Below are 22,242 nucleotides of genomic sequence, written 5' to 3'. Positions count from 1 at the left end.
ACTAATTTAAGCACCTATACCTAAACTCTGCCCCATGAAAAAGATAATTTGCCCTACCGATTTTTCGAAAGCTGCCACCAATGCAGTAGAATTTGCGGCCATTATAGCCCAAAAGATCGGGGCTTCTATTACGCTTTTGCACGTGGTGCACCTGCCCATGCTCGATACCACCGAAACGGCCATGATTGCCAGCGAAGTTTTAGGCGAACAGCGGCGACAGGCCAAAGATAAGTTGCATGGGTTAAGCCATTACCTTAGCCAAAAATATCCAGGAGCTAACCTTCAGATTAATTACCTGGTGCAAGAGTCGCTGCTCGGCGACGAAATTAAAAAACTAACTGATACCCAGGCGTATGACCTGGTAGTAATGGGTTCTACAGGTGGTGGCAATACGTTAGAAGAAATATTGGTGGGCAGCAATACGGCCTCTGTTATTGATCAGGTGCGGTGCCCGGTTCTAACGGTGCCGCTCAAGGCGCATCCAACTCCTTTTCAGCGTATTGTTTATGCCTCTAATTACGAGAAAGAAGATGCCGTGGCCTTGCCGCAGGTATTACAGTTTGCGCAATTGTTTAATGCCCAGGTAGATATTGTACACGTAACCCACGAAGACAGCCAAAACAATGCGGCCCGCTTAAACCAGCACCGACAGGAACTTACCCAAGCTATACCGGGCTTTTCTCTCGATTTTCAGGAAGTGCATCATCCCGACGAGGTAGAAGGCATGAAAGCTTACCTTACTGAAAAAAATGCGGATTTATTAGTTATTTTAAAAAAGCGGCGAGGCTTCTTCCATCATTTATTTAGCCAAAGTTTTTCGGAGCGTTTAACGTACCAGAGCAAATTGCCTTTATTAATTGTGCACGAGCCGTAGGGCAACTTACCTGGCGGAAGTATTATATTTATCAGTAGGCGCAAACGCAATGGCGTTAAGCACAGCCGCAGGTACAAAATATTACAGGCTTACCTCAATGGTAGGCAGTTACGCTGGCTAATATTTATCTTATAAAAGCCTACTCTAAATAAAATTGCTTTTAACATCACTTTAACTAATTTTAGGTAAGCCTCTGTTTAAAGCTTTGTAAATATTTTGCAAGGATTAAATAATTTTACTCTTATATTTTTCTTTTAATTGTGTAAATGCATGTGGTATTTTCGTGTAATTATCTTATTTTTGTAATTAAGCAGGATGAAAATATCATTTTTTACCTTTAGTTTTTAGGCAATTGAAAGAGAGATTATTGAAATTAATAGAAGCTTTGGGGTTCAATGTCCTGAGTTTTAGCAAATATATTGGTGTAAGCGATGGCACTACTCGTATGTATACCACCCGGGGCAGTAAGCCCGGAGCCGATTACCTTGAAAAAATTATTCGTGCAAATGATAGGATAAATATTGAGTGGTTGCTAACTGGCGAAGGCGACATGTTTAAACCAGATAAAGCCGCTCTGGCACCAGTAGCTAAAGGCAACAATCCGGACCAGGTAATCCATATTACGCCCGATACTGAAGAGGGTATTGTGGTGCCCATGATCGATCAGAAAGCGGCGGCAAATTATTTATCGGGTTATACTTCCCAGAACTTTTACGATAAACTAGCCCAAACTACTTTACCGGGTTATATGGCTAAAGGCGGCATGCACTTTTGGCTGCAGGTAAAAGGCGATAGCATGGAAACTACTTTTTTTGATGGCGATTGGTTGTTGTGCGAACAAATTCATCCTAAAAACTGGATTACCCTGAAAGATTACGACGTGTGTGTAATTGTTAGCAAAGACCGCGGCGTGCAGGTAAAACGTATTAAAAACCGTATTAAAAAAGGTTTTGTCCGGTGCCGCTCCGATAACCGTGCCCATAAGCCTTACTCTATCTTATACGACGATATTCTGGAAATCTGGCGGGTAAAATGGTACCTCTCTAACTACATGCCTAACCGCAACGAAGATCTGTATAACAAAGTAGATTACATTGAAGAGAACGTAGAAGATTTACGCGCCTTAACCGAAACCTTACTTAAGCAAATTAGTGACTTGCAGAATAAAAAGCCCTGATTCTACTAAATTTTCTAAAACAATAAGAGCCGTTTGGCCCTGGGTGTTCATGTTTTACTTTACGGGTAAAAGGATGAATATATTATCCGAGGCTTTGGTAAAAAGATGAATAATATTTTACCCGTAAGCATCTGTGGCGTGACCCACAATTTGGAGTTTGCTGGTACCGCCGGTCATTTTTATTACTTGTATCTGGGTACTAATGCGCTCTTTAAGGGCTTCTACGTGCGAAATAATGCCAATCATTTTGCCGGTGGCTTGCAGGTTTTCCAAAGCCGAAATAGCAGTATCCAGGGTCTCGGCATCTAAGGTGCCAAAACCTTCGTCAATAAATAAAGAGCCAATCTGGGCCTGGCGGCCCGCCAAATCAGATAAACCCAAGGCCAAAGCTAAACTCACCAAAAAGCTTTCGCCGCCCGATAAAGTGGCCATGGGCCGGATAGCATCGGCCTGATAAGTGTCTACAATCTGAAGATCCAGATCCTGGGCCGGATTTTTAAGAATGCGGTAACGTTGGTTTACTTTTAGCAAATATTTATTCGCCAGCATAACCAGGCGGGCTAAAGTAAGACCTTGCGCAAACTTACTAAACTTTTTACCGTCGGCAGAGCCAATAAGGGTGGCCAGTTTATCCCAACGTAAATAGGTGGTTTGTTGTACGGCAAGTTGGTTGGCCAAAGCCTGGTGCCGGGCTTTAAGTTCGGCGTCTTTTTTAAGCAACTCTTCCAGCCGACCTATTTCGCGGTTTAACGCACTAATGGCGGCTTCTTTTTCCCCGATTTGGGCCAACAAAGTCTCTTCGCTTTCGGTGGTTAAGGCGCGGATTGCCTCTTTTTGCAAGGTGTTTTCGGTGTGTTGTAATAATTGCGCCGCCGATACCAAGCTGTTTTCGAGCTGCTGTTGGCGGGTGGCAATTTGCTGCGCTTCTTCTTCCGATAAAAATAAGGCTACCAAAGCTTCTACCGAATCTATGCCCATGGCTTTAATTTGGTTTGTTAGCTGTTGCGTAAGCTGGGTAAACTCGGTTTGCAGGCGTTCTTGTTCGCGCTGGCGTTCGGCTTGCCACTCCTGGTTGGCGTTTAGCTTTTCTGTTTTCTGGTTTAAAGCCAGGCGCAAAGTATTCACCAGCGAGGTATTTTGTGTTAGTTCCTGTTGCAGGCGTTCGCGTTCGGCGGTGGGTTGTTTATCGCCAAATATTGCCTGGCGTTCGTTCCGGAGGTTTTGTAAAACAGTTAGCTGGTTTTCCAGTTGCGTAGTATGGGTAGCCAAAATTGCTTTTTTCTCGGCCAGCGTTTCCTGTATATTCTTTAGTTCGGTTGCGGTTTGTTTCTGAGTTAATTGCCGATCGCGGAGCAGATTATTGTTTTGGGTAAAAGTTTCGGCGCGGGAAGCTAATTCTTTTACCAGTACATCGCGTTGCTGATAATTAAAAGTTAAGTTAAATGGTAATAAAAAAGACCGGACATCTTCGGAAAAATGCGTTTCCTGTTCGCGTAAGTCGGTTAGTTCTTCGGCAATGCGGTAAATGAGCGTTTGCGTGCCCTTTAACCGTTCGTCTATCTGGCCGGCCTCGTTTTCGGCCCGGAAAACTTCTTCGCGGCTTTTGGTCGTTTTCTGGTCCAGGTTCTTTAATTCGTTTTCCAACCCCCTGATCTCTCCAATCAGGCTCCGGTGCGTATCAAGCTCTTGTTGCTTGCGTTGGCACACCGCCTGGATAATATTTACTTTCTGGATGTCCAGCGGCTTGGGCAACAATTGGTTGTTTTGCGCAAATTTTTGCTGAATATTTTCCATCTCACCCAGTATGCCATTCATTTGTTCGGTATCGGCAGTTATCCGGGTCTCGAGGGTGGCAATGCGGTTGTTTTGGGTATTTACCTGGGTTGTAAAGGTGGTTACGTATTGTCCGTACGCATTGCGCTTTTCTTCGGCTTCGGTTACCCGGGTTTGGTGTTGGTGCTGCACAAAAGGGTGGTGCTCTGAGCCGCACAAAGGGCAAGCCTGACCGGCCAGAAGTAACTCGCGGTCTTTTTCGTACTTCTGAATCCGGATTTCTAATTCTACCAAAGCCTGCAAATCTTTTAAATGGTTCTCGGCTTCGGTTAGTTGTTTCTGAAAGTGTTGCAGTTCGGTGCGGGCATTTTCCAGCAGCCGGGTATTTTGCGCTACCTGCTGGTTTATTTCGACGGTGCGGGCTTGCTGTTGGGCCCATTGGGTTGCCAACTGAACTTGTTTTTCACAAAGCGTTATCAGACCGGGTAAATGATTGGCGGTTGCTTCCAGTTCGTCGAGCGTTTTATCGGCTAACTTTTGGGTTAACTGGGTTTGCAGTTGCCGGCGATTACCTTCGGATGCAGTTATGGTTTGTTGGTGTTGGTTAATATTTGCCCGGATGACCGCCAGGTTTTTAGCTTCGGCCTGGTATTGTTTTTCCAGGTCGGCTTTTTCTTTTTCTTTTTTGCTAATATCCTGGTAAACCCGGTCTAAATCTTTTATAAACTGGTTAAAAAAATGTAAATCCTTCTCCAGGCAAGCATCGCCGGTATGTTCGCTTAGCCAATTTTGTAAAGTGAGAATCTGGTTGTTTCTGCTATCCAGTTCCGCTTGCTTTAAGCTATTTTGTTCGGTGGTGGCTTTAACTTCCAGCGCCATATTTTCCCGAACGGTAAGTGCCTGCTCGTGGTAGTTTTTCTGGTTTAGAATATTTGCATCCAGGCGGATTACTTCTTCCAGAATTGGTTGGGCTTGCTGTACAGCTTCGGTAGCCGCCAGGGCGTTTTCTTCGGCTTGTTTTAATTTAGCGTTGGCTTCCTGGGCTTCGGTTTGTAAAGCGGGCAGCTCGGCCTGTAAACTCGCTAAGTTCTGGGTAATATTTTTATAATAATTACGAGTCGTTTCTAGCTGGGCCAAAGCCGGTTTGTATACCAACGCTTGCTGGTGTTGGTGTAACCGGTCGAATTGGGTTTGCTGGCTGGCACGTAACGCTTTTTGTTCGGCGAGTTGACTGGCTACCTGTTGCTTCTGCAATTCCAGCGCCTGTAAATTTTGCCGCCATTTTACCTGGTTATCAATTTCTTGTTTCAGGCGGCGCAAGTTGGTTTCCTGCTGATGCAAATCCTGAAGTTGATCACGGTAAGCCGTTTCTTCTGCGGGATTTAACAGCACCACATCGTTTAACTTCTGCCGCAGCATTTCCAACTCTTTTTTCTCGTGCTGCGCTTTTTTATAAGCCCAAACCGATATATCAGAATAAATGCCGGTATCGGTTATTTTTTCGAGCAATTCGCTGCGCTCGCTTTCACTGGCTTTTAAAAAACGGGTAAAATCGCCCTGCGACAACATCACCGACCGCAAAAACTGGCTATAATCCAGCCCGGTTATTTCTATTATCCGGCTTTTAACTTCCGTTAATTTAGATTCCAGAATTGCCCCGTCGGCAACTGCACTCAGCTCCATTTTAACATCCTGCAACTTGCCTTCGGCTTTGCCCCGGCTGCGCCGTAACCACCATTTGGCCCGGTAGGCGGTGCCTTTTACCGCAAATTCTACTTCGGAATAACACTCTGAGGTATGGCGGGTCATTATTTCAAAAGCATCGCGGTCGTGGCGGTGTACCCGGCCGTACAGGGCAACGGTTATAGCATCCAGAATAGTGGTTTTGCCGGCACCCGTTGGCCCGGTTATGGCAAATAAACCCGACTCTACCAAAGGACTGGCATCGAAACGAATTTCATGGGTGCCTTTGAGGGAATTTAAATTCTGAAACCGGATGCCTAATATTTTCATTTACGGAAAAGTGGTAAGTAAATAAGTTGTAAGTGATGATTTATAAATTTGGGTATTGTTTCTCTTTGGCTCGTTTTCGTTATGCAAAGGAGGAAAAATTCGGCTTCCGGAAATTGAAAACTTCCTTTGAACTATAGACACGAGTTATGCTTCGCTAAACTTGCGCCATGGCCAACAACCTTTGCCTCTTCAAATCCTCTAATTATCAAATTCCCGCATCTTCAAATAAAAACTTACCCTTCCTGGTGCATTAATTCCAGCAGTTCGTCGAAAGTGGTGAGTAAATCGGTAAAATCACCTTCGGGGAAGGCGGTTTCGCATTTTTTCCGGAATACCTCTTTGGGTTGCAGTTCGTGTAACTGCTGCATTTCGGGTAATTGGGCATCCAGCGCCACATTAGGCGTTAGCCGTACCTGCCGCGAGAAAAATTGCAATTGCGTTTTATCGGTTAGCAAGCCCTGGAGTTGGTTATCCAGGTCATGAATAAAGTTTTCGGTTTCGACCTGAATTTCTATCCAGGCGGGGTACAGGTGTTCGCTGTTGTCGAAGGTAATCAGGTGGCGTTTTATTTTATCGAAATCGCCTTTAAACCTGACCAACTTGCGGCAAACCGGCACCTGTACTTCTTCTAGCTGGGTGAGTTTTCCGTCTGCAAAATCGAGCAGAATAATTAATTTTTTATCTTCTACTTCGCTAAAACTAAGCGGAATAGGAGAGCCGGCGTACCGGATGTGCTGATAGCCGTTTACCTTTTGGGGCCGGTGCAGGTGCCCCAACGCCACATAATCAAAAGCGGCCGGAAATTGGTCGCCGGCAATTTGCCCCAGATTGCCCACATGAATTTCTTTCTCACTATCGGAGGCCGAGCTACCGGCCGCAAATAAATGGCCCGTGGCAATAACCGGAATTTGTTTTTCTTTGTAAGGTTGGATCAGGTCGGCAAGTTGGGTATAGTGGGCACAAATACCGGCTTTTAAACGGGCTTCCTGTTCGGCAAAACTTTCGCCGGGCACCGATAAGCGCAGGTCTTTGTCGCGGAGGAACGGCACGGCGCAAATAATTAGTTGGGTATTGCCGGCTGCATCGGTAATTGGGATTATTTCGTCGCGGATATCAGCAGTTGCCCCACCTACTACGTGTACCTGAAAATAACGCAACAAGGCTTGCGGCGCATTTAAAGTAGCTACCGAATCGTGGTTGCCGCCAATAATAACCACATCGCGGCAACAAGTGCCCCGGAGCTGCCACAAAAAATCGTAATATTGTTTAAGGGCCGTATTAGACGGTGAGCCCGTATCAAAAATATCGCCCGCAATAATTAATATTTCTACAGCTTTTTCCTGAATAGTTTGTACCAGCCAGTCCAGAAAATGCTGGTGTTCTTCGGTGCGTTCGCATTGTTCTAAACGCTTACCTAAATGCCAATCCGACGTGTGTAAAACGCGCATGCGTTGCCTCCTCCTGTTTTCTGCGTTTGAAGATAACAGATTCTGCCGAAATAATTTTTACCAGATAACCGGAAACTTAAAAAAGTCTGGAATAATAACAGCTAAAAATAAACCAGGCATTTATTTAAACCGGCAATTTATACCCGGAAAAATATTTTTAAAAACGATGGTTCAGGTATTTGCGAAAGCCTAAGGTAAGCTAAAGAAGACTGTTGAAGAATGAACAGCGTGGGGCAGGAAAAGTAAAGGCTGAGATTAAATATATCTGAACCGGAGAGTAAATAATATTTTGAAACGGAATATTTCTGGAATATTGCATCAATGCCGGTGTGGGCACCAGGCCGATATATTTAAGAAATAAAAGCGTTTGCTGGTTAGGGTTTAGATATATTTTCGATGTTAAAATATTTGTCGGTAATGTATTGGAGGGTATCTTCTTTTAATGGTTTGTTCAGGTAAACTTCTACTTCCGGAAAATGTTTCAGGCGTTCCAGATCCTGAAAGTGCTCCGACGTGGTAAGAATTATAATTACCGGTAACTGGCCGCAAGGCTGAAATTGCCGGAAAGCCTCCAGAAAATCAAAGCCATTCATGTTGGGCATGTTAATATCCAGTAAAATTAAATCTGGTAAATCGCAAGACGAATTAATAATGCCCTGTAAATAATCGTGCGCTTCTTTGCCATCTAAACAAACGGTAATATTCTGGACATGGGTTGTTCTTCTGATTACGTTAGCTGTAAGAAAGTTGCTAATCTGGTCGTCATCAATAATTAAAACTTTGTCCATCTTGTGCATGCGGGTTCCGTTTTTTCCAGGGTTCAAAATCTATATTAAGCTTTAATGGGTAGCTTATATAAAATGTACTACTATATATTAGTTAAATGTATTTAGTAATATTTATTATAAAAAGGATAATGTTATTACTAAAGTAACATGGTTTTTTTATAAGGTAAAGCTAATAAAACTATTTTATTTGCTAATTAAAGCAGCTTAATTAATAAAAATATTTATTATAATGTTTATAAAAGTAACATTTATTTAATCTTTAATTGAGCAGAGGTTTAGAAAATAATGCTATAAAAACGCTTATTTCGGGCAACCTTAACCAGAACTGGTTGCTTTTAATTTGTTTTCTGGCTACAACTGGTGTAAAAAGGAATTGGTTAATTTAAACCCAGTGGCAAATAAGTCCCAGAATAATTAGATTGAACCTAAGCGGGTTGGTGGTAGCTACTAAGCTAAATGTTTTATAAAAGTTAAAGTCGGAAATTTTTGGCGGGGTGAAGCATGCCTTTAATAGCTAAAAAGCCGGGTTAACTGGCCTTAAACATGAACCATGATCTTTGTTATTGATTAGCGATTGCGCAAAGTGTAAATATGAAGTTTAATCAAAAAATAACCCAGACTTTAATGGGCCGGGCTGGCACCAGTTAGGTCTGGGTTATTTTGGCTTTGGTTTTAAAGAATAATGCCGGCCGCTAACGTTTCGTTGGTGAACTCATCTACCAGTATCAGGCTACCGGTAGCATTGTTGCGGCGGTAGTCGTCGTAAAACAAAGGTACCGTTGTCCGGATGTTGATACGGGCAATGTCGTTCAGGCCAATATTCAGGTCGTGTTCAATTTTGTGCAGGGTATTAATATTCATTTTGTAACGAATATCTTTTACCATACACTTGGCCTCGCGGGTAGTATGTTTTACAATATATTTTCTGCCTTTTACCAGCGGTTTTTCGTGCATCCAACAAATCATCAGTTCCACATCCTGAGCGGCCTGGGGCTGGTTGTTGGGCTTTACCAACATGTCGCCGCGGCTAATGTCAATCTCGTCTTTTAGCGTAATAGTTACCGACATAGGCGGGAAAGCTTCTTCTACCGGGCCGTCGAAAGTTTCGATGGTGCTAATCTGGCTGGTAAAGCCCGAGGGAAGTACCATTATTTCGTCGCCGGGCTTAAATACGCCGCCTTCTACGCGGCCACTATAGCCACGGAAGTCGTGGTATTCGGAGCTTTGCGGCCGCAGTACGTACTGCACCGGGAAACGGGCATCCACAAAATTTAAATCGCTGCCCAAGTGTACATTTTCCAGCGTATACAGCAGGGTAGGGCCTTCGTACCAGGGCATGCTTTCAGAGCGGTTTACAATATTATCGCCCTGCAAAGCACTTACCGGTATGTAGCTTACATCGGCAATATCAAGCCGCGAAATAAAAGTTTCGAAATCTCTTTTGATTTTATTAAATACTTCTTCGCTGTAATCCACCAAATCCATTTTGTTAACGCACAAAATAATATGGTCTATTTTCAGGAGCGAAGTAATAAAAGTATGACGACAGGTTTGCTCAATTACCCCTTTACGGGCATCAACCAAAACAATGGCCAGGTTAGCGGTAGAGGCACCGGTAACCATGTTGCGGGTGTATTGGATGTGGCCCGGCGTATCGGCCATAATAAATTTGCGGTTAGGCGTGGCAAAATAGCGGTAAGCCACATCAATGGTAATGCCTTGTTCGCGCTCAGCTCGTAAACCATCGGTTAATAAAGCCAGGTTTACGTATTCTTCGCCCCGTTGCTGACTGGTTCTTTCAATATTCTGCAGTTGGTCTTCGAAGATAGTTTTGGTATCGTAAAGCAACCGGCCAATTAAGGTGCTTTTGCCATCGTCTACGCTGCCGCAGGTGATAAAACGCAATAAATCGGCCTCTCTTTTTTGTTCTTTTATTTCCATTATATTTTGGTTGCTGATGGCTGGTTGTTGATTGTTATAATATGACAATCAATCCGCAAACAATTCAACAATTAACAATTTAACAATTAAAAATATCCTTGTTTTTTCCGGTCTTCCATGGCGGCTTCGGAGCGTTGGTCGTCGGCGCGGGCGGCGCGTTCGGTTACGCGGGCAGCGGCAACTTCGGCAATAATATCTTCCAGGGTGCTGGCCGGCGATAAAACTGCGCCGGTACAACTCATATCGCCTACCGTTCGGAAACGCACGGTTTGTTCTTCGTAAGCTTCGTCTTTAAGTAAAGTAATAAACTCAGATTTGGCTAACAAAACACCTTTGCGGTTCACGATTTCGCGTTGATGCGAGAAATAAATTGAAGGCAACTCCAGGTTTTCGGCCTGAATATATTGCCAAATATCTAATTCTGTCCAGTTACTGAGTGGGAACACCCGGAAGTGCTCGCCGGGGTTTTTGCGGCCGTTGTACAAGTGCCACAATTCCGGGCGTTGGTTTTTGGGATCCCACTGGCTAAACTCATCGCGGTGTGAGAAAAAGCGCTCTTTGGCGCGGGCTTTTTCTTCGTCGCGGCGGGCACCGCCAAAAGCCGCATCAAACTTGAATTCTTCGATGGCACTGAGCAAGGTAACCGTTTGTAAACCGTTGCGGCTGGGGTTAGGGCCTTTTTCTTCCTGGGCCAAACCCTGGTCGATAGAGTCTTGCACAGTACGCACAATTAGCCGGGCACCAATTTTTTGCACCAGGTAATCGCGGAACTGGAGGGTTTCTGTAAAATTATGACCGGTATCGATGTGGAGCATCGGGAACGGAAATTTAGCCGGCCAAAATGCCTTGCGGGCTAAATGGGTAAGCACAATAGAATCTTTGCCGCCCGAGAACAACAGCACTGGATTTTCGAACTGGGCCACCGCTTCCCGCATAATATAAATGGATTCGGCTTCCAGTTGCTTAATATAGCTTAATTTATAAGAATGAGACATATTTGGTTATTTCTTAATCCGGGATAGTTCTCCGCAGAAAAATACTTTTGTTAGTAATATTTTGGAAAAAATAATTGAAGGGCGCAAGTAACGCAGTAAAACCGTGTTTAACAACAATGTGGTTTTATGCGGGGCAAAATTGTGTCTAAGAGCTTTTGCAGGCTAGCCGAGTAATCTTCCTGGTCGGTACGGATTTCAAGCGCCGGATTTTCGGGCGCTTCAAAGGGCGCATCCAGGCCGGTAAAGTTTTTGATTTCGCCGTTCAGGGCTTTTTTGTACAAGCCTTTTACATCGCGTTTGGCGCATTCTTCAAAAGGCGCATTTACGTAAACCTCCATAAAATCAGCGTCGCCAATAATATTGCGGGCCAGGCTACGTACTTCGGCGGTTGGGCTAATGAGCGAGCAAATGGTAATTAAACCAGCGTCCAGGAAGAGTTTAGCGGTTTCGGCGGAGCGCCGGATATTTTCCAGACGGAGGGCTTCGGAAAAGCCCAGGTTGTTGTTGATGCCGCTCCGCAGGTTATCACCATCCAGCAACTGGGTTAAATAACCCTGCTGGTGCAGTTCGCGTTCCAGCCCTTTGGCCAGGGTGCTCTTGCCCGAACCCGACAAGCCCGCCATCCAAACCACCACGGCCTGTTGTTGCAGCAAGGCTTCTTTATCCTGGCGCGTCAGGGTTTGGTCAAAAATGGGGTAAATATGGTCAGCCATAGGGGCAGTTCTATTTTGGAGGCCAAAATTAAGAGGTTCTGGCAAAAGATGTAAATAATTTTTAAATAAGTTTCATCTTTGTCTAAATTCTTCAGGTTGTTAAATGATTTTTATTAACGACTTTACAAACAAAACCACTTTTTATGCAACCCGATATTCCACAGCTTTTACAAATAGCCGTTGCGGCCGGCGAAGCCATCCTTACCGTTTACAACCATCCGCAGGAAGACCAGCTTATCCGGCAAAAAACCGATGAGTCGCCGCTGACTTTAGCCGATGAAGCTGCGCATACCCTAATTGAGCAGCGTTTACAGCAGTTAACGCCCGATGTGCCTGTTTTATCAGAAGAAGGAGCGGCTATACCATACGAGGTGCGGCGGGAGTGGGACTATTATTGGTGTGTAGACCCTTTGGACGGTACAAAAGAATTTATCTCCCGTAACGGCGAATTTACCGTGAACATAGCGCTAATAAACCGGGATATTCCGGTATTCGGCGTTATTTATGTGCCGGTTACCGGCGATTTATATTACGGTGGCCCCGAAATGGGTAGTTTTAAGAAAAATTTAACGGGAGAAACCAAACCATTGCGGGTACAGGCCGATACTACGGATTGGATTGCTATTGGGAGTCGATCCCATGCTTCGCCGGAAGAGCAGGCGGTGCTGGCTAAATACCCGGTAGTGAAAGCCATAGCGGCGGGTAGTTCGTTAAAGTTTTGTTACGTAGCCGAAGGCAAGGCCCATATATATTACCGGCATAACCCTACCATGGAATGGGATACGGCCGCCGGGCAAGCGATTGTAGAAGGCAGCGGCGGAATTATGACGATGCCCAACGGTGAACCGTTCCGGTACAACAAGCCCTCGTTGCTAAACGGCGGGTTTATTTGTAAGGTGCAGTAAAAGCCGGAGTGGTAATTGTTAAAAGTTGAAAAATCTGGTTAAGTTAACTGGAACAATGGTGAAAGAAATATTTCGTTAAATAAAGAAGAGTACGTACGGGAATTTAGTAGGCCAAAAGGCAGCAAGTAGGCTTTAAAACCTATGTAAAGGGTTGTAAATAGGTATGGACAACCTATTTTGGTAAAAATTGCGCTAATTGCTTAACCCCTGAACCCAATTTGTTCCCGTATGTAATGTTAAGTTGTTATATTTAGAAATATTCAGAAAAAATGGGAATAATTTGGACATTGGTAGCGGGTATAATTATTGGGTATGCTTTTGGGTATTATGTAAGGCCTAACCAACGGTTAACTAAAGCTTTGCGGGAGTTTCGGGCCAAAGCCGTTGCGGTACTGGAAGAAGGTAATAAAGGCGTTTACCGCACCATTGTTACCGATAAAAATAAATCATCGGAGCTGGTGGTAGAAGTTAAAGAACTGGCAGTAACTCAAAACGGGCAGGTAAAAGTACAGTACCTGAGTGCCTTTTATAAAAACCCGGAATTTAGAACCCGGAAAGGCGATGCTCTCCTGAAAGAGGTACAAGGCTTATTGGGCGAATATTTGCCTTTGCACGAAATTGAATGGTACGAAACCACCGAACGGCACGAGAAAATTAAAAATTACTTAAGTACTTTAGAGAACGCACCAAAATATCAATTGGGAGAAAAATAATCATGGAAAACACCGATATAACGCTGACCGAAAATAAAGAATTAATTCAGCAGAAAGCCCTGGCGCTCTCCAAAACCATCGACCCGGATAAACCCGAATCGCTGAGTAATTTTGGCGTAGAAACGCAACGCAAACTGGGCTACTACTCCAACGAGTTGCTTACCAAGGTAAAAGCCAAAGATTCCGGCGATGCCGGAACCGCGATAAACGAACTTCTGAACCAGATTAATATGGTTAAGATTGATGAAGCCGAAAAGCCTGGTTTGTTATCTAAAATTCCTTTTATGCGGAAGTTTGTAGATAAATCGAAAAAAATTGCCAGCCAGTATAATTCTATTTCGGAAAACGTTGACGACGTAGTGGTAAAGCTGGAGAAAACCCGCCAGAGCGTAATGAAAGACACCACCAGCCTGGAGGTAATGTTTAAGCAAGCCATTGAATATATTCATGAGGTGCGGTCGGTAATTGCAGCCGGCAAAATGAAAATAGAGGAAATTGAAAGCGAATTAATTCCGAAACTGCAGACAGAAGTAGAGGAGAGCGGCCAGGACGAACTGGCGGTGCAGCGGCTTAGCGACATGATTGCTTTTAAAGAACGGCTGGAAAAGAAAGTGCACGATTTTACGCTTTCGCACACCATAGCCACGCAAAGCATGCCACAAATCCGGATGATCCAGACCACCAACGACGTGCTGGCGCAAAAGATTCAGAACTCTATTGTTACGGTTATTCCGGTTTGGCGCCAGCAGGTAGCCATTGCTTTGGGCCTCGAAAAACAGCGCAAAGCCCTCGAAATCCAAAAAAAAGTAACCGATACCACGAACGAAATGCTCCTGAAAAACTCCCAGTTGCTTAAAACCAACGTAGTGGTAGCGGCCCAGGAAAACGAGCGCGGCATTGTAGATGTGGAAACGCTTAAAAAAGTAAACCGCGACATGGTCGAAACCTTGGATGCGGTAATAAAAATATCGGAAGAAGGCAGCAAGAAACGCGCCGCCGCCGTAAAAGAACTGGCCCAGGTGCAGGAAGAACTAAACAGTAAAATTATTGGTACGTTTGGTAAATCTAAACAAATAGAAATAGAGTAATGGTCCAGAGCAATACCAGAGATGATAAAAAGCAAAACTGTATCCTGACCCCCGAACAGGATGCCGTTTTAGATTTGTATATAAAAAATCTGGATAATTTTTTTGAAAGGGTAAAAGAAGCCGAAAAGATACAAGTAGAGATCGAAACGCTTCATCTTAAAAAAATATTAACGAAATAATGGCGTTTTGGCGTTCTTTTTTTGGCCTGGAACCAACGGCCGACCGGACCGTTCTGGGAGATAAACCTGGCCTCGATGCAAGAGAAGTCGGCTTTATTCAAGACTCCAATGCCCGGTTAAACGCCCTCCAGCATTTATGTGTAAAGTATAAAGATACCCCCCACGCGCCTAAAATTACCGCCGTTTACGAAAAAACCAAAAACGTACATACTTACCTGGCTTCTAAACAGCGCTACCACGAGTTAGAACTTTTTCATGTGCAGCATACCGATCATTTTATCAGTACTTTCGGGTTAATAATAGAGGTGCACCAGCGCAACGAAGAACTAACATTGGCTTATGATAAAAATCAGGTACTTACAGAAAATAAATTAAATCCGGTAAGGCAACTGGTCTCGGCCGAAAAAAACAATCTCCGGGGCTATTCGCACGAGTCAACCAGCGGCAAGCGACAAGCTAACCCAAAGCCCTTTGCTTATCCCGAAGAAGAAGTTGCCGACTTGCCCCGTTTGGGTGTGCCGGTGGTTTCGATTAGCACTTACGGCAAAATTATTTACTTAAAAGACGATACCGGCGACGGTTTGGTCGCCAACGAAATCAGTTATACTTCGTCGGGGTCCGAAAAAGAAGCTTTTCTACGCAACGTTACCGCCCGACTGGGTATCCGTAATATTACTTATGTGGGCAACGCCATGGTAAATATTCCTAATAACAATGGCTTCAATCCTACGGCTCTGGTGCCTATTATTCATTGGCAAGGGGCCATGTACGCCCTCAACCTGCACGATTACCGGCTTTTCCCGGTCCGGATGCAGCGCAAGAAAAATTAAGCAAAAATTATTTAGAATATTTAGTTTTCAAAAATCTATTCTGTTGGGCTTAGAGTTAGCACAGCGCTCTCCGTACAACAAAGCGTTTTTAGCAACTGTTTAAATTATTGTATTTCTATGGGCAAATTTTACGATTCTATTTCTCCGGCACACCAGAAATTTATTCAGCAACAGCATATGTTTTTTGTGGCTACGGCACCGCTAAGTCCCGATGGCCACATCAATCTATCGCCGAAAGGCTTAGATTGTTTTCGGGTATTATCTACCGGACAGGTGGCTTATATGGATTTAATTAGCAGTGGCAACGAAACGTCGGCCCATACCCACGAGAATGGCCGCATAACGTTTATGTTTTGTTCGTTTGCCGGTGCCCCCAATATTTTAAGGCTGTATGGCCAGGGTTTTACCGTTTTGCCTGGTACTGCCGCATGGGAACAGTATGCCCCACATTTTAAAATATACCCCAGCACCCGGCAAATTATAGTAGCCGATATTCATTTGGTGCAAACTTCCTGCGGCTATGGCGTACCTCTGTATAATTACGTAGGCGACCGGGATATTCATTTTGATTGGGCCGAGAAAAAAGGCGCAAGTGGTCTGGAAGAATATATGCAGGAAAAGAACCTGAAAAGCCTGGATGGTTTACCCACCAATTTGGCCCTGAAAAGTTAACCAGGTTATAGTTGATGCAGAAAAATTAAATTTAAATCAGCTTACACTAAACCAAATACCTACAAGGGGTGTTTAAGAAATAATTAAGTACTAATTTTTTTAATTTACGTTTAGTTTTTTAGATTTGTGCCGATTTTAAGCCCATGCAAATAACGCATCTAAATACCGTTAAGCCTTTATTTTCAACTGCATGTTGCTGTTGTATGGCTATGCCGTGTACGGATGGGCTTATGATCAGGTAAATTTGATATTTATATAACTGATATAATGGCAAGCCTTTTCGTACCCGAAGAGGCTTTTTTGTTGCCCAATATTTTGCATTAAAAGAATTTAAGCTAAACCGGATTTAAACTAAAAACAGGAAATATGAAAGAAGTAACCGTTCAGGATTTAAAAAAATTAATCGACGAAGGCGCTGATTTTCAATTAATAGATGTGCGGGAGCCGCACGAATACCAAATTGCCAACCTGCAAGGCGAACTGATTCCGCTGGGCCAGATAGAGGCGCAGCGCGATAAAATTGCCGACGATAAGCAGGTAATTATTCACTGTAGAAGCGGGGCCCGCAGCGGCAACGCGGTGGCGCTCCTCGAATCTAAATACGGCTACGACAATTTATATAATTTAAAAGGTGGCATTCTGGCCTGGTCCGACCAAATAGACCCGTCGGTGCCCAAATACTGATGTAAAAACTGGGTTACGTGCTGCTTTTTGTAAGGAGCGTCACCCCAATTAAATAAATCGTTTTGCCTAGGCGGCAAGGCGGCTAATAATTAAAAAGATGAGTAATTTTAAAACACTGGTCGATGAAATAAAATACGACCTGGATGCTTATAAAGAGCGGGGCTTGAAAATATTTGCCTCCTCTTCTTTACAAACCAACAGCATGCCCCTGCTGCACATCCTGAGCCAGGTGGCCCCCGATGTTCCGGTTTATTTTTTAAATACAGGCTATCATTTTCCCGAAACGCTGAGCTTCCGGAAGCAGGTACAAGACTTATTGGGCTTAAATATTACTGATTTGTACTCGGCAGTGCCCCGCAACCAACAGCGCGATGCCGCCGGCCGGCTATTGTTTACCTCCGACCCGGATTACTGCTGCTACATAAATAAAATTCAGCCACTGGAGCCTATCTTAATTAGCCACGACGTTTGGATTAGCGGTGTACGCGGCGATCAGAGCAAGGTGCGGGCCCAAATGAAACGTGAAGAAAAAGCGCCTAATGGCGTAATCCGGTTTCACCCAATGCTGGGCTGGACGAGCAAAATGGTGTACGACTACATCCGGGAATATAAATTACCCAAACACCCGCTGGAAGGCGAAGGCTACATGAGTATTGGTTGCGAGCCTTGCACCCGCAAAATAGATGTAAACGCCCTGCTGGACGACCGCAGTGGCCGCTGGGCCGGTATGAACAAAACCGAATGTGGCCTGCATACCCAATTGATCACCAAATAAAACATGAAAATACTGATAACGGGCGGTGCCGGCTATATCGGCACCGAACTTACCCACCAACTGCTGCAAAACCCGGCAGTTACCGAAATAATTATTTACGACAACCTCAGTCGGAAAAATTTCAACCTCTTTTTAGGCCATAATAAATTACCCGACCAGCGCATCCGGTTTGTACTGGGCGATATCCTGGATTCTTATAAACTGCGCAAAGTTATCGCCGAGGCCGATATTGTGTATCACTTGGCAGCCAAAGTACTTACTACTTTCTCCAACGACGATCCGCATTTATTTGAGCAGGTAAACCACTGGGGTACCGCTGAGTTAAGTTATGCTTTGGAAAACAGCAAAGTGCAAAAGGTAATTTACCTCAGTTCCAGTTCGGTTTACGGCGCTTCTGAAGAGCAGATAGAAGAAACCACCGAGCCGCAGCCTCGGACTTACTACGGAACTTCTAAATTTAACGGCGAAAAAATGATTACCCGGCTGGCCGATCGGTTGCAACCTTACATAATCCGGTGTGGCAATGTGTACGGCTATAACCGCAGTTTGCGTTTCGATGCCGTGATCAATAAATTTATGTTTGATGCCCAGTTTACCAACCGGATTACCATTCAGGGTAGCGGCTATCAGCAAAGAGCTTTTGTGCACATAGATAAAGTAGGGCGCGATTTAGCAACTTTGCCCGGCAAAAGCTTAGAGCCCGGCACCTATAACCTGGTTGATAAAAATTTAAGCGTTATGGATGTGGTAGATACCCTAAAAGATGTTTACCCCACCCTGGAAACGCTGTTCATTTTGCAGGACCGCAAATCCCGGAGTTTGTTAATTAACCCCAATAGCCGCTTAAATGCCGTTTCGGATTATAAATCAGTTAGTTTACTCGATGAATTGAACGATTTTAGCAAACAATTTACGTTTAGCCCATCGGGTTATTATAAATAGGTATTTGTAACTTTGATTATTTATAACTTATTGGTTTTAAATTATTTATATAATTAGTGTAAAGTTAAGGTTTATTCCGTATTTTTAACAAAAGTCAATTTTGTCTGAACTTATTTAAATATTTATGGGTTTTTGATGAAGAATGTTTAATAATGCAAAATATTCTTTGTAAATTTGAACAGAAGATAAAATCATAAGAAATTATATCCTGATTCGCCTTCTTTTCGTATAAAGCTTAAGACACACAAATTAAATAAGTTTAAGAAAATGTACGTAGCCAGTATTAACAACAACGGAAGTAACAAAAAGAAAACTTTATTATTTGCTGATGCAGAAGCCTATACTATTCCTGCCAGTGAAGGTTGGAACGAAGGGTATTCTCAGGATAATAAGTTTCTTTACTTCAAAGATGTTACTACCCGTACGAAAAAGAAAGACGATCATAAACTGGTAACTTCTTTTTAGTTTAAATATTTTTAATAAATAAAAAAGCCTGGTAATTACTACCAGGCTTTTTTATTGTCTTTCAATTAGTAAATTATTGCTTAAAAATCTTTAGCCGGTATAGCCAACAGCGGTATCAATGGTTCTGCAGCGGTGCGGCAAATTTGTTCATAGTTTAAAATATTGGTTGCTGTGGCTTCGCCGGCCGATATAACCACGAGCTGGGGCATTTCATCAACACCTATTATATTGGGTTGGGTTAACTCACCAGCAATTATTTCCGTTTCTGCTTTTGCCGGAGCCGGGGTAGACCGGGATATTGTAAAATATTGCGCACCAGTATCTTCCATTGCCACAATCGGGGTGGTTAAGCCCAAAACAAGATTATTTAGAAGTTCAACGGCAGGTGGGGGAGTAGTACCTAAATAATCTGTAGTAGCGTTTATTTGCGCAAATTGCGTAAAAGTTAAACTGGCCGGAATACATAAAATGGGTGCCGGGGCTACAGCTAATAATGCCTTAGTGGTAGAACCTAATTCCCAATTATCGGCTTCTCTCGCACCTTTTGCGCCCAGTACAATTAAATCGGCTTTAAGGCGCCGGGCAATAACCGGAATTTCATCTACAGCAAAGCCCGGCCGCATTATTCGGGTAACCGAAATGCCGTAGGTTTTGTGTAAATCATAAGCCAGGCTATCTATTTGTGTTTGGTTTAAGTTCTCAAAATTTTCCAGATCCAGGTCAATTGCTCCTAAATCTTTATGGTTTAGGACCATGCTCAGGTGGTAGGCATGAAACAATAAAACCCGGGCGCCGGTAAAATGGGCTAAAGCCGCCGCAAAATGAGCTGCATGATGCGCGTTTTTGGAAAAGTCGGTAGGAACTAAAATATTTTTCATTATAAATAAATCTAAACCATTTATTTTCGACAGCACATAGCACCAGGCAGAAATAAAATAAAGGTTTGTTAGTTCTAAGTATCTTAGGCAGCTTTAACTGACAAAACAAAATTAGCCAACCAAGCTGGGGCAAAGGATGATCCGCGGCAGGACCCGATATGATGTTTGTCATGTAGGTAAAGTATTATTTAAAGATACCTTGCCCGCTTATACAGAAGTGCCTATTTTTACCCAAAAGGATTGGCGTGACAGATTTTTTAGAAAAACAGGAATTTAATTTTGAGAACCATGTGCGGCTAAAGGCTATTATCGATACCGCTATTGATGGCATTATCACCATTGATAACCGGGGATTGATAGAAACGGTGAATCCGGCGGCAGCACGTTTGTTTGGCTATGATCCTAGTGAAATAATTGGTCAGAACATTAAAATATTAATGCCCGAGCCTGATAAGAGTCAGCATGATACTTACATAGAAAATTATAACCGTACGGGCATTGGGCAAATAATTGGCAAAGGCCGCGAAGTATTAGGCCTGAAAAAGGACGGTACTGTTTTTCCGTTTTTACTCAGCATTAGCGAGGTGCAGCTAAAAGGCAAAAAAATATATACCGGCATTATTCATGATATTACCGGGCTAAAAAAAGCTGAAGCGGCTTTACGCGAAAGCGAAAATAAGATAAACGCCATTATAGATGCGGCGGTAGATGGCATTATCACCATCGATCGGCGGGGTGTTATAGAAATGGTAAACCCCTCGGCAGCCCGCCTGTTTGGCTACGATGCCGCCGAACTATTGGGCCAAAGCATAAATATATTAATGCCGGAACCCGACCAAAGCAGCCATAATGGGTATATGCACCGTTACCACCAAACCGGCAAACGCCACATTATTGGTATTGGGCGCGAGGTAACCGGCAAACGCAAAGACGGCTCCATCTTTCCGTTTTTCCTAAGCATAAGCGAAGTAAAACTGGCCGACCGGACCGTTTACACCGGTTTTGTGCACGACATTACCCAACAGAAATTAAGTGAAGAACGGCTGCGGCGCTATGCTGCGGAGCTGGAGCGTAGTAACCTCGAACTGCAGGATTTTGCCTACGTCTCGTCGCACGATTTGCAAGAGCCTTTAAGAAAGATTCAGGCCTTTGGCGACCGGCTCAAAACCAAAGATTACGCCAACTTAAGTGAACAAGGTCAGGATTACCTGGAGCGGATGCTAAATGCGGCATCGCGCATGCAAAACCTGATCAACGATTTGCTTTCTTTCTCGCGGGTTACCTCTAAAGCCAAACCCTTTGTACCCGTTGATCTGGACCAGGTGCTTACCGAAGTACTCTCGGATCTGGAAATTACCGTGGAGCGTACCCAAGCCGAAATTATTCGCTCACCGCTGCCCACTATTGAGGCCGAACCTACGCAAATGCGGCAATTATTCCAGAACCTGATTAGCAATGCCATTAAGTTCCGGAAAGATAACGAAAAGCCCATTATCAATATTTACGCGAAACATATTCAGAAAAAGGCCCACTTAACCGCAACGCCCGGCGATGAAATAACCGAGATTTACATTGAAGACAACGGTATTGGGTTCGACGAAAAGTATTTAGACCGGATATTTAATATATTTCAGCGGTTAGAAGGGCAAAAGTACGAAGGCTCTGGTATTGGATTAGCCATTTGCCGTAAAATTGCCATTAGGCACGGCGGCGACATAACCGCTAAAAGTCAGCCTGGGGTAGGTACCCGTTTTATTATAACCCTGGCCTTAAGACAACCCCACGAAGTAACTATTTAAGCTTATGAGTAACGCTAAAAATGCTATTGTTATTTTAATTGCCGAAGACGACCCGGAAGACCGGATGTTGTTGAAAGAAGCCCTAGAAGAGAGTCGGCTTAAAAACCGGATCGCGTTTGTCGAGAACGGCGAAGAACTGCTGGATTATTTAAAAAACCGCGGTCGGTTCACCGACAAAGATGCTTTTCCGCCGCCAGGTTTAATTTTGCTGGACCTGAACATGCCTAAAAAAGATGGTCGCGAAGCCTTAAAAGAAATAAAATCTGATTCGCATTTGAAGGTTATTCCCATTGTGGTACTTACCACTTCCAAGGCCGAAGAAGATATTCTCAAAACCTACGACTTGGGCGTTAGTTCTTTTATTACCAAACCGGTAACTTTCTCGGGCCTGGTAGATGCCATGCGCACCCTCAGCAAATATTGGTTTGAGATTGTAGAACTTCCAAAGATGTAAGAATGTACCTCATCTCCGGCCTCTTCTCCTCCAGGCGAAGGGGAGCCGGTTTGGTGGTTATTTTATTAAAACCCTTAGAGCTAAGGTAAACTATTTAGAAAGGATAATTTATCAGATAAAGTAACTTAAGTTCCTC

21 protein-coding genes are annotated in these 22,242 nt (G+C 43.8%); 14 read left to right on the top strand and 7 right to left on the bottom strand.

The genetic code is table 11. The annotated features are described in order from the left end of the window. The first annotated feature begins 34 nt into the window (after positions 1-34). Positions 35-874: a universal stress protein gene (locus ACO1R6_RS18250; RefSeq protein WP_486266481.1), complete on the top strand. Its 840-nt coding sequence runs from the start codon at positions 35-37 to the stop codon at positions 872-874. 352 nt (positions 875-1,226) lie between these two features. Further along, positions 1,227-2,051, top strand: a complete 825-nt coding sequence (locus tag ACO1R6_RS18245) for a LexA family transcriptional regulator (RefSeq protein WP_486266480.1) — start codon at positions 1,227-1,229, stop codon at positions 2,049-2,051. Positions 2,052-2,168: 117 nt separating this feature from the next. On the opposite strand, the gene ACO1R6_RS18240 is transcribed toward ACO1R6_RS18245, so the two are convergent. From ACO1R6_RS18240 to cysC, 6 genes are all read right to left on the bottom strand, one after another. Next, a complete protein-coding gene (locus tag ACO1R6_RS18240) occupies positions 2,169-5,837 on the bottom strand; it encodes an AAA family ATPase (protein WP_486266479.1) in 3,669 nt (1,222 codons plus the stop codon). Between the two features lie 233 nt (positions 5,838-6,070). Further along, the gene (locus ACO1R6_RS18235; protein ID WP_486266478.1) at positions 6,071-7,285 is read right to left on the bottom strand and encodes an exonuclease SbcCD subunit D C-terminal domain-containing protein; all 1,215 of its coding nucleotides are present in this window, start codon (positions 7,283-7,285) and stop codon (positions 6,071-6,073) included. 374 nt (positions 7,286-7,659) lie between these two features. Continuing rightward, the gene (locus ACO1R6_RS18230) at positions 7,660-8,082 is read right to left on the bottom strand and encodes a response regulator (protein ID WP_486266477.1); all 423 of its coding nucleotides are present in this window, start codon (positions 8,080-8,082) and stop codon (positions 7,660-7,662) included. Positions 8,083-8,745: 663 nt separating this feature from the next. Next, a complete protein-coding gene (gene cysN, locus ACO1R6_RS18225) occupies positions 8,746-10,032 on the bottom strand; it encodes a sulfate adenylyltransferase subunit CysN (RefSeq protein ID WP_486266508.1) in 1,287 nt (428 codons plus the stop codon). Positions 10,033-10,100: 68 nt separating this feature from the next. After that, positions 10,101-11,009 (bottom strand): sulfate adenylyltransferase subunit CysD, encoded by a 909-nt coding sequence (cysD, locus tag ACO1R6_RS18220; protein ID WP_486266476.1) that lies wholly within the window; start codon positions 11,007-11,009, stop codon positions 10,101-10,103. Between the two features lie 107 nt (positions 11,010-11,116). Beyond that, a complete protein-coding gene (gene cysC / locus ACO1R6_RS18215; RefSeq protein ID WP_486266475.1) occupies positions 11,117-11,722 on the bottom strand; it encodes an adenylyl-sulfate kinase in 606 nt (201 codons plus the stop codon). 143 nt (positions 11,723-11,865) lie between these two features. Here cysC and cysQ point away from each other — a divergent pair, with 143 nt between their 5' ends. The 10 genes from cysQ to ACO1R6_RS18165 all read left to right on the top strand — a co-directional run bounded on the left by cysQ (position 11,866) and on the right by ACO1R6_RS18165 (position 18,975). Further along, positions 11,866-12,627 (top strand): 3'(2'),5'-bisphosphate nucleotidase CysQ, encoded by a 762-nt coding sequence (gene cysQ / locus ACO1R6_RS18210; RefSeq protein ID WP_486266474.1) that lies wholly within the window; start codon positions 11,866-11,868, stop codon positions 12,625-12,627. A gap of 269 nt (positions 12,628-12,896) precedes the next feature. Then, entirely contained in the window at positions 12,897-13,340 is a 444-nt protein-coding gene (locus ACO1R6_RS18205) for a hypothetical protein (RefSeq protein WP_486266473.1), read from the top strand. A gap of 2 nt (positions 13,341-13,342) precedes the next feature. Further along, positions 13,343-14,428 (top strand): toxic anion resistance protein, encoded by a 1,086-nt coding sequence (locus ACO1R6_RS18200; protein WP_486266472.1) that lies wholly within the window; start codon positions 13,343-13,345, stop codon positions 14,426-14,428. Next, complete coding sequence (locus ACO1R6_RS18195; RefSeq protein WP_486266471.1) at positions 14,428-14,607, top strand: hypothetical protein; 180 nt, start codon at positions 14,428-14,430, stop codon at positions 14,605-14,607. Before ACO1R6_RS18200 ends, ACO1R6_RS18195 begins: the two co-directional genes overlap by 1 nt. Beyond that, positions 14,607-15,437, top strand: a complete 831-nt coding sequence (locus ACO1R6_RS18190; RefSeq protein WP_486266469.1) for a hypothetical protein — start codon at positions 14,607-14,609, stop codon at positions 15,435-15,437. The genes ACO1R6_RS18195 and ACO1R6_RS18190 overlap by 1 nt, the downstream gene beginning before the upstream one ends. Before the next feature lie 117 nt (positions 15,438-15,554). Beyond that, complete coding sequence (locus ACO1R6_RS18185) at positions 15,555-16,109, top strand: pyridoxamine 5'-phosphate oxidase family protein (RefSeq protein ID WP_486266468.1); 555 nt, start codon at positions 15,555-15,557, stop codon at positions 16,107-16,109. 366 nt (positions 16,110-16,475) lie between these two features. Next, complete coding sequence (locus ACO1R6_RS18180) at positions 16,476-16,793, top strand: rhodanese-like domain-containing protein (protein ID WP_486266467.1); 318 nt, start codon at positions 16,476-16,478, stop codon at positions 16,791-16,793. A gap of 97 nt (positions 16,794-16,890) precedes the next feature. Beyond that, on the top strand, positions 16,891-17,568 hold the full coding sequence (locus ACO1R6_RS18175) for a phosphoadenylyl-sulfate reductase (RefSeq protein WP_486266466.1): 678 nt from the start codon (positions 16,891-16,893) through the stop codon (positions 17,566-17,568). 3 nt (positions 17,569-17,571) lie between these two features. After that, a complete protein-coding gene (locus tag ACO1R6_RS18170; protein ID WP_486266465.1) occupies positions 17,572-18,510 on the top strand; it encodes an NAD-dependent epimerase/dehydratase family protein in 939 nt (312 codons plus the stop codon). A gap of 267 nt (positions 18,511-18,777) precedes the next feature. Next, complete coding sequence (locus ACO1R6_RS18165; protein WP_486266464.1) at positions 18,778-18,975, top strand: hypothetical protein; 198 nt, start codon at positions 18,778-18,780, stop codon at positions 18,973-18,975. Positions 18,976-19,055: 80 nt separating this feature from the next. On the opposite strand, the gene ACO1R6_RS18160 is transcribed toward ACO1R6_RS18165, so the two are convergent. After that, positions 19,056-19,853 carry a universal stress protein gene (locus tag ACO1R6_RS18160; protein ID WP_486266462.1) on the bottom strand — a complete coding sequence of 266 codons (798 nt, stop codon included), beginning with the start codon at positions 19,851-19,853 and terminating at the stop codon, positions 19,056-19,058. Positions 19,854-20,098: 245 nt separating this feature from the next. Here ACO1R6_RS18160 and ACO1R6_RS18155 point away from each other — a divergent pair, with 245 nt between their 5' ends. Further along, positions 20,099-21,652, top strand: a complete 1,554-nt coding sequence (locus tag ACO1R6_RS18155) for a sensor histidine kinase (protein WP_486266461.1) — start codon at positions 20,099-20,101, stop codon at positions 21,650-21,652. A 4-nt stretch (positions 21,653-21,656) separates the two neighbouring features. After that, the gene (locus ACO1R6_RS18150; protein ID WP_486266459.1) at positions 21,657-22,106 is read left to right on the top strand and encodes a response regulator; all 450 of its coding nucleotides are present in this window, start codon (positions 21,657-21,659) and stop codon (positions 22,104-22,106) included. The last annotated feature ends 136 nt before the right edge of the window (positions 22,107-22,242 follow it).

It is taken from the genome of Adhaeribacter sp. (assembly GCF_057359045.1).
Note: the sequence above shows the minus strand (reverse complement) of the source record. Positions and strands in the feature narration are given on the sequence as shown.